Below are 14,402 nucleotides of genomic sequence, written 5' to 3'. Positions count from 1 at the left end.
GCTGGCCCGGTGCCTCTCTTCGGCGAAAGTGCGCCTGCCCGGGCGGAGCGCACCGGCTGGTACTGGGTCCCATGCTCTGCCCTGGTTGTGTCGACGCTGCAGCCTCTTCACTTCCCTCAGTACAGCCGCAAGGCGCGGTGTGTTTCGTCAAGTTTAAGTAGGCCGTTTCAGCGCTAAGAATTAGGCCACGTCGGCTCTTTTCTGGTCCATTTCAGCGGTTGGCTATTTCATGAGGGCATTTTTGACCCGGTAGGACTCGCCGCGGAACTGCAGAAGCCGTCCGTGGTGGACCAACCGGTCGATGACGGCGGCGGCCATGTTGTCGTCTCCGAACACGGTGCCCCAGCGGGAAAACTCCAAATTTGTCGTGATGATCAGGCTTCGTTTTTCATACCCGTCCGCGATCACCTGGAAGAGTAGCCTGGCCCCTTCGGCGTCGATCGGGAGGTAGCCCAGCTCGTCAATGGCCAGGAGCTGGTTCTTGGCTAGGGAGGCCAGTTCCTTGTCGAGGCGGTCTTCGTCCTTGGCGCGGCGCAGCATCATGACCAAGGCGGAGGTGGTGAAGAACCTGGCGGGGATGCCCTGCCGGCAGGCGGCGGCCACCAAGGCGGTGGCCATGTGGGTTTTGCCGGTGCCCACGTCGCCGTAGAGGACCAGGTCCTGGGCCCGGTTGATGAAATCCAGGGATTCGAGAGGTCCTCGGCCGTAGTCCTCCGGGAATCGGACACTGCTGTAGTCGAACCCGGTGAGGGTTTTCATGGCCGGCAACCTTGCGGCCTTCAACAGCCGCTGGCGCCGTGACTCCTGCCGGGATTCGTGCTCGGCGACCAGTACCCCGTGCAGGTATTCACGTTGCTTCGGGGTGCCCTTCTCGGCCCAATCGGTCAACACGCTGCCGGTCAGCGAGGCGTGCTTGCCCGCCTCAAGGAGGTCCTGGACGGTGATCGTGCTCATGCTATTTCTCCTGTGGTGGTGTTCAGGGTGGTGAAGGTGTCATAGACGCTCAGGTCCACGTTCGTTGCCTCCGGTTCGGTGCCATCAGCCAGACGGCGGGCCAGCATGCCCAGCATGGCCATGTCCGGTGCATCCCCGCGCTGGATCAGGGTGTCGGCAGCGGCCACCGCGGCATCGAATCCCGCCGCCGACGAGGCAGCGTCCACCGCGTTGAGCAGCCGGCGCCGATCCGTGGCCGTGGCCCGGTCCAACCAGTCACGCACCGGGTCGCTCACCAGGGCCCGCAGCGGCGAATGGGACCACGCCCCGGGCTTCGTCACCAGCAACGGCACCAGGGAAGCAGGGTCGAAGACCGTCTCGGCCTGCTTGCCGAAGACGCGCGGAAACGTGCGGACAGGTTCGGAATGCTCATCAAGGATCTGCACCACGTCGTGTCCCAACCCCACCGTGAGCATCCGCCCGTGGAAAGCGGGCCCGGCGGCGTACGTGTTCCCGTCAATGAGCAGGTTCCCGGTCTTGTCGGCCTTGCGCGATTCGTAGCGCACGGCATCGAAACCGATCCCCGGCAGCTCCATGGACGCCGCCACGTCCTGGGCGAACAGTTCACCCAGGGGCACGCCCTTGCGGTAGTGCACGGTGGTGGCCAACGCGTCGCAGCGCGCCATGAGGACCTTGTTCAACCCCTCCAGGGTGGCGGCCTCCGGCTCGGGGACCATGAAGTTCCGGCGCAGGAACCCTACCGCGTTCTCCACGTTGCCCTTCTCATGGCCCGAGTACGGATTGCAATAGCGTGACTCGGACCTGTAGTGGAGTTTGAAGGCGCCAAACAGCTTCGTCTCGGTCACCCGGGTTCCCACCCGATTTCCGATGCCCGTGGCGTTATCAAAGACCATGTGCCGCGGCGCAGCCCGAATGTGTTCAAACACCCTCCGCAGCCCGTGGGCCACGCATTCGGCGGTCTCGCCCCGATACGCCTGCACGAAGCGCATGTTCGAGAACGGGAAGGTCACCACCAGGATATGCAGGACCTGCCGGATCCCGGCAACGATGGCCTCGGCCTGACCGAAGTCGACCTGCACGGTGCCGGCAGGCCAGACCAGTTCGGTAAACCCCTCACCGGGCTGGCGGTGGGCGGCCAACCATTTCTTCACGTACCGCTGGACCGGTGAATAGGTGGCAGTAAAACCATGCTCGTCAACGAGCCGGTCGAAGATCCGCTTCGCCGTATGCCGCTGCTTGCGGTTCCGGCGCTGATCCTCGATGAGCCACCGCTCCATGATGTGCTCGAACCCGGTCAGCACCGAGGCCCCCGGCCTGGCCAGCGGTGCCCGCGGCGCCGGGGAGAAGTCCTCCTGCTCGGCGTACTTCGCCGCCGAGGCCCGGCTCACTCCAAGCCTTCGGGCGATCTGACGCACTGGGACTCCCTGGGAGTCGAGTCTTCTGATATTTTCTTGTACGGACATGGGTACCGTCATCTGCTTTCCAGCCCTTCCGGCGCATACGCTTCGCAATGGCAGCACCGTAAGGAACTTATCTGGGTGTGGCGGGCCCATGTCACCAACACTCTGGATATGGGCCCGGGCCACCGGGTGATCTCTATCTCCAAGCCAGCCCCCGAAACCTGATTCCGGGATGAAATGACTGGCCTGATTCTTACCGCTCTATTGGCCTGAAACGAGCCACCAACATGGCCCAAATTCCTGGCTGAAACGGCCTACAGATAGTCGATCACACACACGCGGCCCGCGGCGCCGTCCTGTAGTTGCTGTAGGCAGGGGCGTGGGTCGTGGACATGTCCCGTCCGGTCGAGAGGAAATCGACGGTGCGGGTGTCGGTGACTCACCCTCCGTGGCGATGCCGCAGCGCACCACGCGGCCGCAGTCTGAGTGCGCCGGGGGCGCTGGCGTTTACACATCGCCGCTTGAGGAGCATTATGGACCAATGAATGACCGCCGTGTACCCGGGGCCCAGAAGGGCGAGCTCGTTTGGGTCTGCCCGCGGGATAAGACCGTGAAGCTTCGAGGAGCCCGAAGCCCAGAATGCCCGAAGCACAAAGGCGAGATGATGGTTCCCCTCAAGGGCGCTGCCCGTTAGGCGTCTTGCGTCGCAATTTCGCGAGCCAACTTCTATCTACCTGTGCAGGCGCCTCATGGCCAAACGATTGCGACTCCGCCTCGCGCACGAACTCCGCGATAGCAACGAGGAGAGACCCGTAGTATCGCGCGCTTGCGACCGCGGCCCGGTAAAGACTCAATGCCGCCACGGAAGCGACGATAACCGATACAACAGTGTAGATCGCGTGCGTAGAGTTGAATCGGAGGGCAGCAATGAGTCCGGACGATACTGCCACCAGAAACATGGAGCAGTATAGGTCTAGTCGTCCACGCTGCTCGTCGTGCGACGATTGCAATGATGGTGGCAGAAGGTGGAATGAGCGGTCTACGAGGTCCTGAACTGTCTCGTAGCCAGTATCATTCTCGAAGCGACGCAGCACATTGCCTAGCCGGGTTGGCATTATGTGCTTGGAGTGCGGAAAATCATCCAGCGCCTTTTCTACATTCACATGCCGCCTGCGCAAGTCGGATGGCGCGTAGCGCCACCAGTCAGTTGAGTCGACAAGAGCAACCTGTGCGTCGTTCAGCGTTGATGGCGCTTCCCCTCCGAGCACCTGGGCGCCGAGCGCCTGGACCATGTCGTTCGTATATTCGTCTTCCGCCGCAATGCGAAACTGCGCTCTCTCCCAGGCTCGCTTGGTCAGCCGTCTCTGACTTTTCACGAGTCGCTTTCTGGCGTTCCGCCAATGTTTCGCCCGCGCTTGTGCAACCCGTTCAATTGGTCTCCAGACGCCCCAGTAGCCCTCGAGTAGTCTGATCGACTCGAACGTGAAAGCCTGAGTAACCATCGTTACAACGACCACGGTCATCACCAGCAGCACAGCCCCGCCGATGCTGATGTTTGCCATCTGTTCCAACGCTGATGAGATCACTGCGCCCGGGTCAAGTCGGACTGGCTCCCCTTTGCTCTCCAGGGTGTCGTTTCCTCCCAGGACATCACCCACCTGCATTATGAAGGTGACCAGCAGCGTGAGTGCCGCGGCCGGGAGCCAGGCGCTGAGCGCCAACTGCTCAAGGATGCGTGTGACGAGTTGCGATAACGAGCTCGAGGCCGTGGACAGCGCCACGGACGCGGCATTCTCTGGCTGGCTGTCAGTCACAGTCCAATCCTCCCGCGCCGAGCCGCCGGAGCGGCGCATTGCATGAGGTACGGCGTGTGTCGTTGTAGCGCCATCGCCCGGCTCGGCCTCAGCACGCTGGGCTGCGAGATCAACCGGTGGCTCACCCACATCGACGGCCCGGACCTCCGAGGAAGCCGTTATTGCGCCGCCGTCACCTCGAGCTGTCAAGCTGGTCATGCCGCCGGACAGCGAGCGTCCGGTCAAGGATCCCTTTGAGAAACGCCGCGCCGTACTAGTCCCGCTGAGCGTTCCCCCTACGGGCAGGGAGGAATGTGCTGCCGACTTCTGAAATTCTGTGCAGAGCACTTCTGAAAAATCAGGCCAGTGAACATGACTCCTGACGTTTGTGCACTCGCCTTCTGAAAATGACACATTCTCCCGAGATTCAGGGGACTCCGCCTGTCTTGGTAAGTCGTCTCATGGGTTGGCGCGTCTCCGCCCTGATTTTCAGGATTGATGAGGCACGCTGGGTTGTATGACACATCTGGGATATACACGGATCAGCACCGCCGGGCAGGACGACCAGCTCCAACGTGATGCCCTCACCTTCGCAGGTGTCCAGGCCCGGGACATCTACTCCGATGTGACTTCCGGAAGCAAGGAAGCCAAAAGCTGGCCCGGCATGCAAAAACTCATGAGCTACGCCCAAAACGGGGACACCATAGTGGTGTGGCGCATCGACCGGCTCGGCCGATCCCTGCTCGATGTCCTGAACACCGTCAACGAGCTCCGGACCTAGGGAATCACGGTCCGCTCGATCGCCGACGGGATTGACCCGGACACAACCACCGGCCGGCTGATGTTGAACATGCTCTCCACCTTGGCCGAGTACGAGCGGGAACTCATCGTGGAGCGGGTGAATGCCGGCATCGCAGCAGCCAGGGGCGCCGGTACCGTTTTTGGCCGCCCACCGAACAATCCAGTAGTGACGGCCGAAAAGTTGAAGATCGCGGCCAGTGCCCGCGCCGAAGGCAAAACAGCGCAGCAAGCCGCTGAACTCGTCGGATGGAGCCGAGCCACGCTGTACCGGGCAATGCAGACAACCGGCCAAACCCGCCCTTAGGCCTAAAGCGTCAGTGTAGAAACCGTGAGGCACGCACCAGGCTGGACGTGTCTCATGCCCACATATCGGGTGTATCCGATCAGCTTTATCAGGGGCTCCTCCTATGTGTCTCGCAACCAACGGTGGAGACCCCAATTCAGCCGGAAGGTTTCGAGACATAGTTAGTTTCGAGGCATAGTTATGGGAATCGCCGGCCGAGGGCGAACATGCCACTCCTCGAAAATTGGAGCACTCCGTCGTCGGCCTCGTTCGGTCGGTGCGATGTCTTATATCCATAGGGATACGAGACGGTTTGGCGTGTAGTGTTTAGGCAACCTTCGCGGGGCATCGCCCTCCTTCTACTCGCGCTCCGAACCAAGCCCGTCGAAGCGAGTCGGCATGACAGGGCAGGATGGTTGTATGACCAAGTTGAACCATGAATGGGCGACCAAGGAAATTGACCAGTTTCTACGTGTGACCGACCAGGTCGGCTACGACAATAGCGGCGGTGGAGTCGTAGTTTTTGGAACACACATGCGCGGGTCGCAAACTGAAGCATCACAGCGCGCGCACGTGGTGGAGCAGATTCTCGACCGTGTTCTGCCTGGTTGGAGACAAGATCGACCGGAGAAGGACGTGAGGTTTACTTGGCTCCGAGACCAAGCCTCAAGAGCCAGGGCTGCGGTGCAGAGGGCGGCGGAGCTTGCCGAGAATCTAGGGGATAACGCTCCGGATATGGACGCGGCTAATCTGCACCCGTGGGCATGGGAAAACGGCAGGACCTACTGGAATACAGGGCATTATCATCAAGCTGTGATGCAGGCCGCGATCCGCGTCAACGCTGAGACTCAAGCAAAGCTGGGGCGTATGGACGTATCTGAGACGGCGCTTTTCAATGAGGCGTTCTCGATGGACGGGCCAAAAGAAGGTGCACCGCGCCTCAGACTTACGGAGGACGACGGGGGAAAGACATATCAGAATCTTCACCGGGGCGCTCGATCCTTTGCGGATGGGCTCTACACAGGGATCCGTAATCCTGGCATGCACAAGCCACAGGAAAGCGAAGGAGGCGAGGAGCAACTTGCTCTTGAGCAACTGGCAGCCTTCAGCCTGCTAGCCCGTTGGATTGACCAGGCCAAAGTCGACCAAGTATGACTGTATGACAACGACGGCCAGCGGCCCCGAAGCCAACTATTGGGCCACAGTTCGCGGTGGGGGCCAACTGAGGTCAGCTTTCAACTTGGGCTGACCGCTGATGTACAGTCATGGCGCACGTATGGTCATCCGAGGATGCGTTCGTCGGCTTAAAGCGATCCTTGAGCATGCGACGAACACAGATATCCCACCGGGTTTCCGAGCCCACGGCCGAGGACCTGGAGAGAATTGGCGCGCTCTTGCGTCACATCGGTGGCCAACAGGTCTCCTGGGGTGCACAGGCATCACTAGATGTCTGGGTAATAGAGCAGCGTGCCAGACTCGATCAGCAGATGTCCGAGCGAATTCGAATCACCTCTTGGGCCCTCGTCGCGGCGACAGTCGGCCTGGTCGTGTGCACTGCCGGTCTCATCTGGGCCACGATGGCTGTCTGAACCGGAGGTGTGACCAATGATGCCTGGCATAGGTTCAGCATACGGGTAGCCGATGCTGGTCCCCGCAGGGCGTGACGACGGTTCGTCACGATACGGCTAGATGTAGAGCGTGCGCCTGCGTTCGGTGCCGTCGCTGTCTTCCCAGGTCAGCTCGATTGCGGTGACGCTTGGGCTGACGAGGGACTTATCGATCGTGAACGGGATCGACTCGTTGGCCGCAAGGTCAATCGGCAGAGCGCCTTGATAGCTGGCGGCGGCGTCGCCGCCAGGCGTGACGTCCCTGAATCCGGTCAGTTTCGCGGTCGCGCCGGAGTGCGTTGAGTCATTGCGGAGCCGGTACCGGCTCCTGGTCTCGTGCCAGGCGGTCCAGCTCACGGGGCTCTGCACAGACGCCGGTGTCGACATTTCGATCGCGGCGCCAGCCGCATTCCGCGGGACCGCTGGCGTCTCAATGGCAACGCCCAAGCGCCACCAAGCGAACACAGAACGCCGCCTCAATGTGCCGAACTCCAAACGACTTATTTTCCCGACATCAACTCACCAGCGTCACCAATGACCTCCTATTTGCCAGACAGCAAGCCTAGGTCAAAGTAGGCCGTGCCTCCATTCCACGCGAGTGGATGCAGCAATGTCCCCACAACAGGGTTCAATGCGCTGTACATCATGCCGTTGCCGGCGTAGATGCCGACGTGGCCCCAGTGGTTGGGACCATCGGGATTCTGTACGACGAGATCACCCGGCTGCGGGACGGTGGTGAGTGTCCCCGCCGTCCACTGTTCTGTTCGAGGTAGCTGGACGCCGGCCTGGCCGTAGACCCATTGGACGTATCCGGAGCAGTCCCAGGCTTTGAATGCCGTGCCGCCCCAGACGTATGCGCCGCCAACTCCTTGCTGGGCATAGGCAAGGATTTCACGTCGAATCTGACTCAGACTAGACGGGACCGTGGGTTGGGCGACTACTAATTTGTCGGGACTGCACCCCACCGGTGCCATAGAAGCACCAAGCCCCTCCAGAATTGCTTGAGCCTCGAGCCTCCACTTGGCGTACCGCTCTGGAAACGTAGATCCTTGAACCGCCTGGGCTGCGGTGCCTTTATCCATCTGCTGCCAGCCCTGGACATCCAAAAGGCCCCGCGGGGATCCGCGGTTGGGGCCCTGCGGTCCGCCATAAAAGGCTTCAGCATTGTAGGCCGACTGCATAAGCTCAGCGACGCTCCCCCATCCTGCTGAAGGTCGCTGCTGAGCGCTGCCAACGGAATCGTGGTCATTGCCCACGCCGTCGTGAGGAAGATTCAGGGACTCGGCCACAGAGGCGTTGGCCAGCATCTGCAGCCCAGATTCTTGCAGCGCCATCATAAGGGCAATCACGATGCCGTCATCTGGGACTGCCCGGGTGCGGCCGACGGCAATGTAGGACTTCGCCACAGTTGCCTGTGAAGCGCTCAACATAACCGGAGTTTGGCCAGGTATCGCGATGGATACCGCCGCACCCGTACCGGTAGCGGCGACGTTACATCCCGCCGTCGTTCTTTGAGAGGCGAACGCCACCAAAGCTATTGACCCGCAGAAGGCCATGACACAACACAGCACCAACGCGCTGGCGGTCGCGCCAAGCAATCGCAGTGCTGCTCGCTTCTTGATGACTCCCAGAAGGAGCGCCGGGACCGGCATCAGTACACGATTCGGTCGGGCGACGCGTAGAACGCCACCATCTCGCAGTGATCAGCCGGAGCTGTGGTGGCAGGCGGGCAGTTCACGACGACGCTTATGGGAGCCGTATAGCTGTTAGTGCCCGAGGTTGCGTGCTCCGTCACGGCCAAGGTGACCGTGCAGACATGCAGGCCATCCCAAGGCGCGGGGTACTGGACTAATTGGACCAGTTGCGCGTCGCACGTCGAATTTATGGCTTTGGCTGTGCGGTATCCATGAGCCCCGGTGAGGGACGCAAATGCTGCGGCGTTGGTCCCCGTGGCTTCGAATTGCTCGGCAAAGACTGTCAACGGGTTTGAGCTATCAGGCAGTACATGCCACCAGGCGCGAATCCTTCCATAAGTTTGCGAGTAGGTGGCCCTGCGCGTATCCCATGTGTAGATCGTGCGGGCAGCCGTTGTGGCCAATTGGCGAAAGTCCAGGGCGGACGGTTCATCAGCTGAAACTTCCGGCGGCTCCGATGGCGTGCTTGTTGCCGGAGCCTGCGCCACTGCAGTGGGTGCAGCGGGTGAATGTGAAGTCAGGGGCGTACTCGACGGAGCCTTGTCAGTCGTCTCGGGAGCCGCCCCTGGCATCTGAAGCGACAGCACCACTGCTATACCGGCAACAGCAAGAACAGTCACCAGCAACAGGATCCATGCCCGACGTCGGCTTGGCTTGCCTCTGCGTGTCAACCACCCCACGTTCATGGTTCCACCTCATCGTCCTGTGCTGATCAGGCCTTGGACAGGGAGTGTACTGTCGAGGCAACAGGCGTTTCGATGACGGAATCTTCAATCCCGGTGCCAGCGCGCAGAATTTCCTCGGCGGCCATCACAAGGCTGCGTACCAACCCGACTTGCACCTTGACGTAGCGCACGCTGACGCCAGCCTTTTCGGCTACACCGGCGACGGCGGCGGCTCGGGCGTTGCCCAGCACAGCCGGCAGAACGACGTCGCCGGCAATGAGCTGGAGCAGAGGGTTCGGAAGTGTAGCAACAGTAGAGGTTCGCAAAGTTGCGAGGTCAACAATCTGCTGCGGATCGACATCCAGGGCGTGGCTCACAGTCAGTGCCATCTGGCGCACCACGAAGATGGCGTGCCAGCACGTGCGGGCTGATGCGCCGATGGCCGGCGCAGTGAGTGGTTCAGTCTTCCGACCGGAAAGATTGTTCAGGGCGAGTTCCCAAGTGCGTTCAGGTACACGCGTTTTAACAAACTGCAAAACCTCCGTGGCCCAGACGTGGTTGATTGATTGCTCATCAAGACGCATCATGTGGATGTCCGTCAGACTGTTGACGCCGGATTCATACTGCTCGTCCAGCGGTAGCGCCGACTTGGCGATGCTGCGTCGGACATGATGTGCGCACAGGTTGCAGGCAATCCCCTGGACCCAAGCATCAAACTTCACCCCAGGAACGGCTCGGTAGGTGCCGCGCACAGTACCCTGCCACGCGGCAAAGCGGATGTCCTGCAATACGTCGTCCACGTCGTCACAGAACCCAAACTTGCCCAGATGAATCTTCACATAGGGACGAACGCCCTCGACAGCCCGCATCAGCTGGTCGACAGGGATGTCGTGGTCGGGTGAACGGGTGAGGGACAGATCAACTGTGGTGGTGTCAGGTGTTTCAAGAGCTTCGCTGGTCCAAGGACCCATGATGATCACCGCTTCGTGTGTTGCCTGAATATCGAGCGCGACGCCGTTGGACGTTACGCGGAAGATCTTGGGGACACCGTTGGTGGCGGCAAGATCATTCCGACAGGTGCCGGACACAGCGGGCTGGGCGTGGTCAACAATCACGGACAACCCTCTTCAAAAAGTAATATTTATAGTGTCCAAGTATCAGGAATATATTGTCAAGGGGTCATTCTTACCCTGTTGACATCTATGGGGCAGAATGAAGACATGCCCCGAAGCACGCATCCAGTAGCCACCGACTGGTCATACGAAGTCGAGCTGGCAGTCGCCACCTTTGGCAACCGCACGCGCAATGAAATCATCCGCTACCTGCTGGAACACGGCCCGGAGCCACGAGGCGAAATCGTGACCCACGTGGATGCCAGTGACGCCAGCGTTGCCAAGCACTTGGTGCTTCTCGAAGATGCCGGAATTGTCAGTGCAGATGTTGAACCGGGGCGGCGGCACGGCCGCGCACCGAGGTATTCAGTCAATCCGGACCGAATTAGGGTTCTTTTGGAAGCCCACCTGCAGTACTTAACGGCCCCGAACCTTTAGCGCCATCAGTTCTTGCCAAGATGTCACTGCTTAGGAACTCTGTGATCGCATTCAAGGTCTCCGGCGAAACGTCACCCAACGTGCGGGCAGCGAAAGCCTGAACACGGGCAGCCCGTAGGGCTTTGACGAATTCCAGCCTAGCCTGGATACTCTCGGGAAGTTCGACTGAATCCAAGTCCAGCAGATATGACGGATCAACGTCGAACATGCCACAAATAGCCGTCAAGACTTTCTTATTCTTGACCAACGGGCCCGTGCCGTCCTTCAGGTAAAACCATCGGGCCCGTGACATGCCCACCCCTCGCGCGGCTAGCTCAGCTTTAATCTCCGGGAAGAGCACAGTGTGGCCGCGCTTTTCTGCGGCAGCGTCCAAGAGCAGGTTAATGCGCCTGCTCATAACCAGTTGAGGCGACGGCTGGTTAGATGTAGTGCCGCCTCCAGCACTCACGACGGACTCCTCACGATGGCGGGGCCGGCTGGCCAATACTGCTCGGCCACGCCTCCGGGTCTCCTCCAGTATTGTCCGTGGGCTACAGCGCCGCAAGGTATCGTTGGATCACTTCATCGATACATGGCAGAAGTACCGATTCTGCGCTGGCCTCCAACCACGGCGCGCCACTCTGGACTCCGGCTGTAGTCGCAAAGGCCATCAGTCCTGTAGGGTCCAGGACCTGATTGCGGTCAAGGTGAAAACAAACTTCGGTCATGACGTCCCGGAGTGCACCGAGAAAAGCGAGTTGCTCCTGCTGGTTTCTCACCCAGTACCGGTGGTCGCGCATGTTTGCCGCAGCCTCCAAGAATGCCTCAATTTGCGGATGTTCGTTCACGACGTCACCTCCCGCTGAATCCTGTCGGCGCGGCCCATGACCACAACCAGTTATCCACAGTCATGTCGATTGGCAGGATTTACACCATGACTAAGTCGGAGTAACTTCTAAAATAGACAGATCCAAAAAGCGTCTCGCACGCCGCCAGGGAGCGTTTTCCATGGAACCCTCAGTATTGATGAATCTGACCCGCGGCCGAATCGTGCACATGCTGGTCACCGGCGGCCCTGCCACCGTCCGAGAGATATCCACTGCCCTGTCGCTCAATGCGGTCACAGTTACGAGGGCACTTGACCTCCTCTCGAAGGCCGGCATTGTCGGCATCACGGACACCACTTCGGCGGACTTCCGCCCCGCATATGCCGTCGACTCGCCCCAGGTATTCGATGAACTGGCACAGGTGCGCCACTTCTTTGCTCCATGGCTGTGAGCTGATACGACGAAGACCCCTTCTTCGTTGTGGTCACGTAGTTATGCTCAATTCCAGCCATGGTTAGGTATCAAATCCAGCTCACCGGCAAACGAGCATTTGCAGGACCGAGGGAAGGCACCCGCGATGACCATCTACAGCCAAAACAATGGCCACGTCGATTCAGACGTCACCCAGTGGCTCTCCCCCATGGAGATCTGTCACGACCTGCAAATCCCACTGCAAACCTTCTACCAGTGGCGGGCCAAGGGCATCGGCCCGCACGCCTACAGGATTGGGCGGCACCTGCGCGTGAGCAAGCACGATTTCGAGGCCTGGCTCTCCCTCCGGTCAGATCCGTGACGACGCAGTCAACGAGGGCGTCAATCACGACGGCGCTCGATAAGGAAATGACCGAGCGCCTCGGTTACGGGAAGCATGAGAGCGCGGTCAAGGATGAGGAGACGTTCACGCCGCCGTTGGTATGGGCCGGACAATGAGGTGATGAAATGAGTTTGGAATTCTTTGAGCCGGCCGAGGCGGCCGCCGTCATGAAATGCACGGAAGCGTGGCTTCGGGCCGGAGCCGCCGAGGGCCGATTCCCCCACGAGAAATGGGGAAAGGGCAAGGTTGTTTTCACGTCGGAGGACATTGAGTCAATCGCCAAGATGCTGGCAGTACCGCCGTTGCCGCCGGCAGAACAGACGCCCCGGTTCATTGGAGTACGGGCCAGCAGGCTACGGAATCTCTGACCCGTCTTCTTGCGAAGCCTTCCGGCGACAGGGCTAGGCCTAGCCGATGTGTGGTTTTGGGGTCATGGCCCGTTCCATCGCCTCTGCCGCATCTCGCAGCGCGTCAGGCATTACATGCGAGTACCGGTCCAACGTGGTGGTGATGGATTCGTGCCCGAGACGGCGGGACACCGTGAAAATGTTGACGCCTTCCTGAACTAACCATGATGCATGGGTATGGCGGAGGTCGTGGACCCGGGGCTGTTTTCGGAGCCCTTCGGCGTGAGCTGCCTTGAGCGCCGGTTGCCATACCCAATTGTGCATGCCACCGGAACGGATCGCCCCTCCATTCGGGGAGGAGAACAGCAACTCGCCGTCATCGCGTCCATCTACCAGCGGCCGCAAAATCTCCGTGAGGCCAGACGGCAGAGAAACCGTCCTGCGCGCCTTTGCGGATTTCGGTGGCCCGACGTACATGACTCCGCGGGCACCGCTCTTCCAGGCCTTCTCCACACGTACGCTTGCTGGCAAAGTCAGCAGGTTTACGTCACCGACGGTGAGAGCGGTGGCTTCCCCGAAGCGGAGGCCGGTGGCGACCAGGAACTGAACGAACGGCTGGTAATGGGGACGGACGTTCCTATAGATGAGTTCAAATTCCTCATGGGTAAGGAACGACGCGGGATCGGAAGTCCGGTCGTTCCGCGGGAGGCTGATTCCCGCGCAGGGATTATCGGGGCGCAGCTTCAGCTTGATGGCAGTCGTCATGGTCGCGGAAATCAGGCCATGGACATTGGCAATTGTCTTGGCAGAACAGCCCTTGGACTGCATCCACTTGATCCAGTCCGTGAGGTGGGGATACTCGACCGCCGTGACCGGAAGGTATCCAATGCGGGGAACAATATGGTCCCGCATCATCGCACGGTATTTTCCCACCGTGCCGGCACTGGCGCGGGTCAGCATCGAAATATGCTGCTGCATCACGGATTCAAGCGTTGGTGACTTGTCGTGGACTTTGAGGATGCCTGCCTGTGCAATCTTGAATGACTGACCATTGGCGTTCAGCAGGCGCACAAGCATTCGGGCCTCACCCTCATCATGAAAGGTCAGTGCTTCCCCTTTGCGGCTGTCCGCATCGCGCCACATCACAAGATAGGAGATTGCTCCGCTCTTACGCGGGCGCTCCTTGATCCATGCCATAGCGCTGATTCTTCCACTTTTTGTCAGCAGATCCGCCAAAAATGTCAGCAGGCAAAGACAAAGCCCCGGAAATCCGGGGCTAAATCAGTGGAGATGGGGGGAATTGAACCCCCGTCCGATGTTGTGTTGTCAGGTCTTCTCCGGGCGCAGTTTGCGTCGGTTTTTCTCAGCCCCAGCTATCCTGCAAACGAGTAGCTGCCAGGCTCAGTTACATAAGTGTCCCCTATGCCCCTGTAACAAAGGCGTAGAGCAGTGGCCCTCTAAATGACGCCAGGATCCGGGGCGAGAGCAGACCCGGTCTGACGGACTGTCTTACTGCTTAGGCAGCAAGAGCGAAGTCAGTGCGCGATGTTTTGGCACTTATTGGTTTACAGAGAGCGTTTACGAGATAACCCTGTATCCTCGGCCCGCTTCACCTGTCGCGACGAACACCGTCGAAACCAGTCATCCCCATGTTGTTTTATCAAAGTCCAGCGGCCCTCAAACGTTCA

At 60.1% G+C, this 14,402-nt stretch carries 16 protein-coding genes, 1 other RNA gene and 1 pseudogene; 8 read left to right on the top strand and 10 right to left on the bottom strand.

Annotation, left to right across the window (positions count from 1 at the left end; genetic code table 11):
* Positions 1 to 222: 222 nt before the first annotated feature.
* The 3 genes from istB to OS914_RS01605 form a co-directional block, all read right to left on the bottom strand.
* Positions 223 to 954 (bottom strand): IS21-like element helper ATPase IstB, encoded by a 732-nt coding sequence (gene istB, locus OS914_RS01615; protein ID WP_267544304.1) that lies wholly within the window; start codon positions 952 to 954, stop codon positions 223 to 225.
* A complete protein-coding gene (gene istA, locus OS914_RS01610) occupies positions 951 to 2,417 on the bottom strand; it encodes an IS21 family transposase (RefSeq protein ID WP_267544303.1) in 1,467 nt (488 codons plus the stop codon). The genes istB and istA overlap by 4 nt, the downstream gene beginning before the upstream one ends.
* A 611-nt stretch (positions 2,418 to 3,028) precedes the next feature.
* Positions 3,029 to 4,168 (bottom strand): hypothetical protein, encoded by a 1,140-nt coding sequence (locus tag OS914_RS01605; protein WP_267544302.1) that lies wholly within the window; start codon positions 4,166 to 4,168, stop codon positions 3,029 to 3,031.
* 496 nt (positions 4,169 to 4,664) lie between these two features.
* Here OS914_RS01605 and OS914_RS01600 point away from each other — a divergent pair.
* The 3 genes and pseudogenes from OS914_RS01600 (at position 4,665) to OS914_RS01590 (ending at position 6,820) form a co-directional block, all read left to right on the top strand.
* Positions 4,665 to 5,252 (top strand): annotated as a pseudogene (locus tag OS914_RS01600) (recombinase family protein).
* A 399-nt stretch (positions 5,253 to 5,651) separates the two neighbouring features.
* The gene (locus OS914_RS01595) at positions 5,652 to 6,386 is read left to right on the top strand and encodes a TIGR02391 family protein (RefSeq protein ID WP_267544301.1); all 735 of its coding nucleotides are present in this window, start codon (positions 5,652 to 5,654) and stop codon (positions 6,384 to 6,386) included.
* 167 nt (positions 6,387 to 6,553) lie between these two features.
* The gene (locus tag OS914_RS01590) at positions 6,554 to 6,820 is read left to right on the top strand and encodes a hypothetical protein (protein WP_267544300.1); all 267 of its coding nucleotides are present in this window, start codon (positions 6,554 to 6,556) and stop codon (positions 6,818 to 6,820) included.
* 96 nt (positions 6,821 to 6,916) lie between these two features.
* Here the strand turns inward: OS914_RS01590 and OS914_RS01585 are convergent, their stop codons facing one another.
* The 4 genes from OS914_RS01585 to OS914_RS01570 all read right to left on the bottom strand — a co-directional run bounded on the left by OS914_RS01585 (position 6,917) and on the right by OS914_RS01570 (position 10,177).
* Positions 6,917 to 7,303, bottom strand: coding sequence for a hypothetical protein (locus OS914_RS01585; RefSeq protein ID WP_267544299.1), 387 nt, complete (start codon positions 7,301 to 7,303; stop codon positions 6,917 to 6,919).
* Between the two features lie 77 nt (positions 7,304 to 7,380).
* A complete protein-coding gene (locus tag OS914_RS01580; protein WP_267544298.1) occupies positions 7,381 to 8,268 on the bottom strand; it encodes a C40 family peptidase in 888 nt (295 codons plus the stop codon).
* Between the two features lie 221 nt (positions 8,269 to 8,489).
* Positions 8,490 to 9,152, bottom strand: a complete 663-nt coding sequence (locus OS914_RS01575) for a hypothetical protein (RefSeq protein ID WP_267544297.1) — start codon at positions 9,150 to 9,152, stop codon at positions 8,490 to 8,492.
* Positions 9,153 to 9,244: 92 nt separating this feature from the next.
* Positions 9,245 to 10,177 (bottom strand): hypothetical protein, encoded by a 933-nt coding sequence (locus tag OS914_RS01570; protein WP_324290605.1) that lies wholly within the window; start codon positions 10,175 to 10,177, stop codon positions 9,245 to 9,247.
* 240 nt (positions 10,178 to 10,417) lie between these two features.
* Between OS914_RS01570 and OS914_RS01565 the strand changes: the two genes are divergently transcribed.
* The gene (locus tag OS914_RS01565) at positions 10,418 to 10,747 is read left to right on the top strand and encodes an ArsR/SmtB family transcription factor (protein ID WP_267544296.1); all 330 of its coding nucleotides are present in this window, start codon (positions 10,418 to 10,420) and stop codon (positions 10,745 to 10,747) included.
* Between the two features lie 530 nt (positions 10,748 to 11,277).
* On the opposite strand, the gene OS914_RS01560 is transcribed toward OS914_RS01565, so the two are convergent.
* Positions 11,278 to 11,574, bottom strand: a complete 297-nt coding sequence (locus OS914_RS01560) for a hypothetical protein (protein WP_267544295.1) — start codon at positions 11,572 to 11,574, stop codon at positions 11,278 to 11,280.
* Positions 11,575 to 11,734: 160 nt separating this feature from the next.
* Here OS914_RS01560 and OS914_RS01555 point away from each other — a divergent pair, with 160 nt between their 5' ends.
* From OS914_RS01555 to OS914_RS01540, 4 genes are all read left to right on the top strand, one after another.
* Positions 11,735 to 12,004, top strand: coding sequence for a winged helix-turn-helix domain-containing protein (locus tag OS914_RS01555; protein WP_267544294.1), 270 nt, complete (start codon positions 11,735 to 11,737; stop codon positions 12,002 to 12,004).
* 126 nt (positions 12,005 to 12,130) lie between these two features.
* Entirely contained in the window at positions 12,131 to 12,346 is a 216-nt protein-coding gene (locus OS914_RS01550; RefSeq protein WP_267544293.1) for a helix-turn-helix domain-containing protein, read from the top strand.
* On the top strand, positions 12,343 to 12,483 hold the full coding sequence (locus tag OS914_RS01545) for a hypothetical protein (protein ID WP_267544292.1): 141 nt from the start codon (positions 12,343 to 12,345) through the stop codon (positions 12,481 to 12,483). Before OS914_RS01550 ends, OS914_RS01545 begins: the two co-directional genes overlap by 4 nt.
* Positions 12,484 to 12,492: 9 nt before the next feature.
* Positions 12,493 to 12,735 carry a hypothetical protein gene (locus OS914_RS01540; RefSeq protein WP_267544291.1) on the top strand — a complete coding sequence of 81 codons (243 nt, stop codon included), beginning with the start codon at positions 12,493 to 12,495 and terminating at the stop codon, positions 12,733 to 12,735.
* A 39-nt stretch (positions 12,736 to 12,774) separates the two neighbouring features.
* Here OS914_RS01540 and OS914_RS01535 read toward each other — a convergent pair whose 3' ends face one another.
* Together OS914_RS01535 and ssrA are read right to left on the bottom strand one after the other, a co-directional pair.
* Positions 12,775 to 13,911 (bottom strand): tyrosine-type recombinase/integrase, encoded by a 1,137-nt coding sequence (locus tag OS914_RS01535; protein ID WP_267544290.1) that lies wholly within the window; start codon positions 13,909 to 13,911, stop codon positions 12,775 to 12,777.
* Between the two features lie 85 nt (positions 13,912 to 13,996).
* Positions 13,997 to 14,363: a transfer-messenger RNA gene (gene ssrA / locus OS914_RS01530) on the bottom strand.
* Between the last annotated feature and the right edge of the window lie 39 nt (positions 14,364 to 14,402).

It is taken from the genome of Arthrobacter endolithicus (assembly GCF_026627425.1).
In the GTDB taxonomy this organism is placed as follows: Bacteria; Actinomycetota; Actinomycetes; order Actinomycetales; family Micrococcaceae; genus Arthrobacter_M.
Note: the sequence above shows the minus strand (reverse complement) of the source record. Positions and strands in the feature narration are given on the sequence as shown.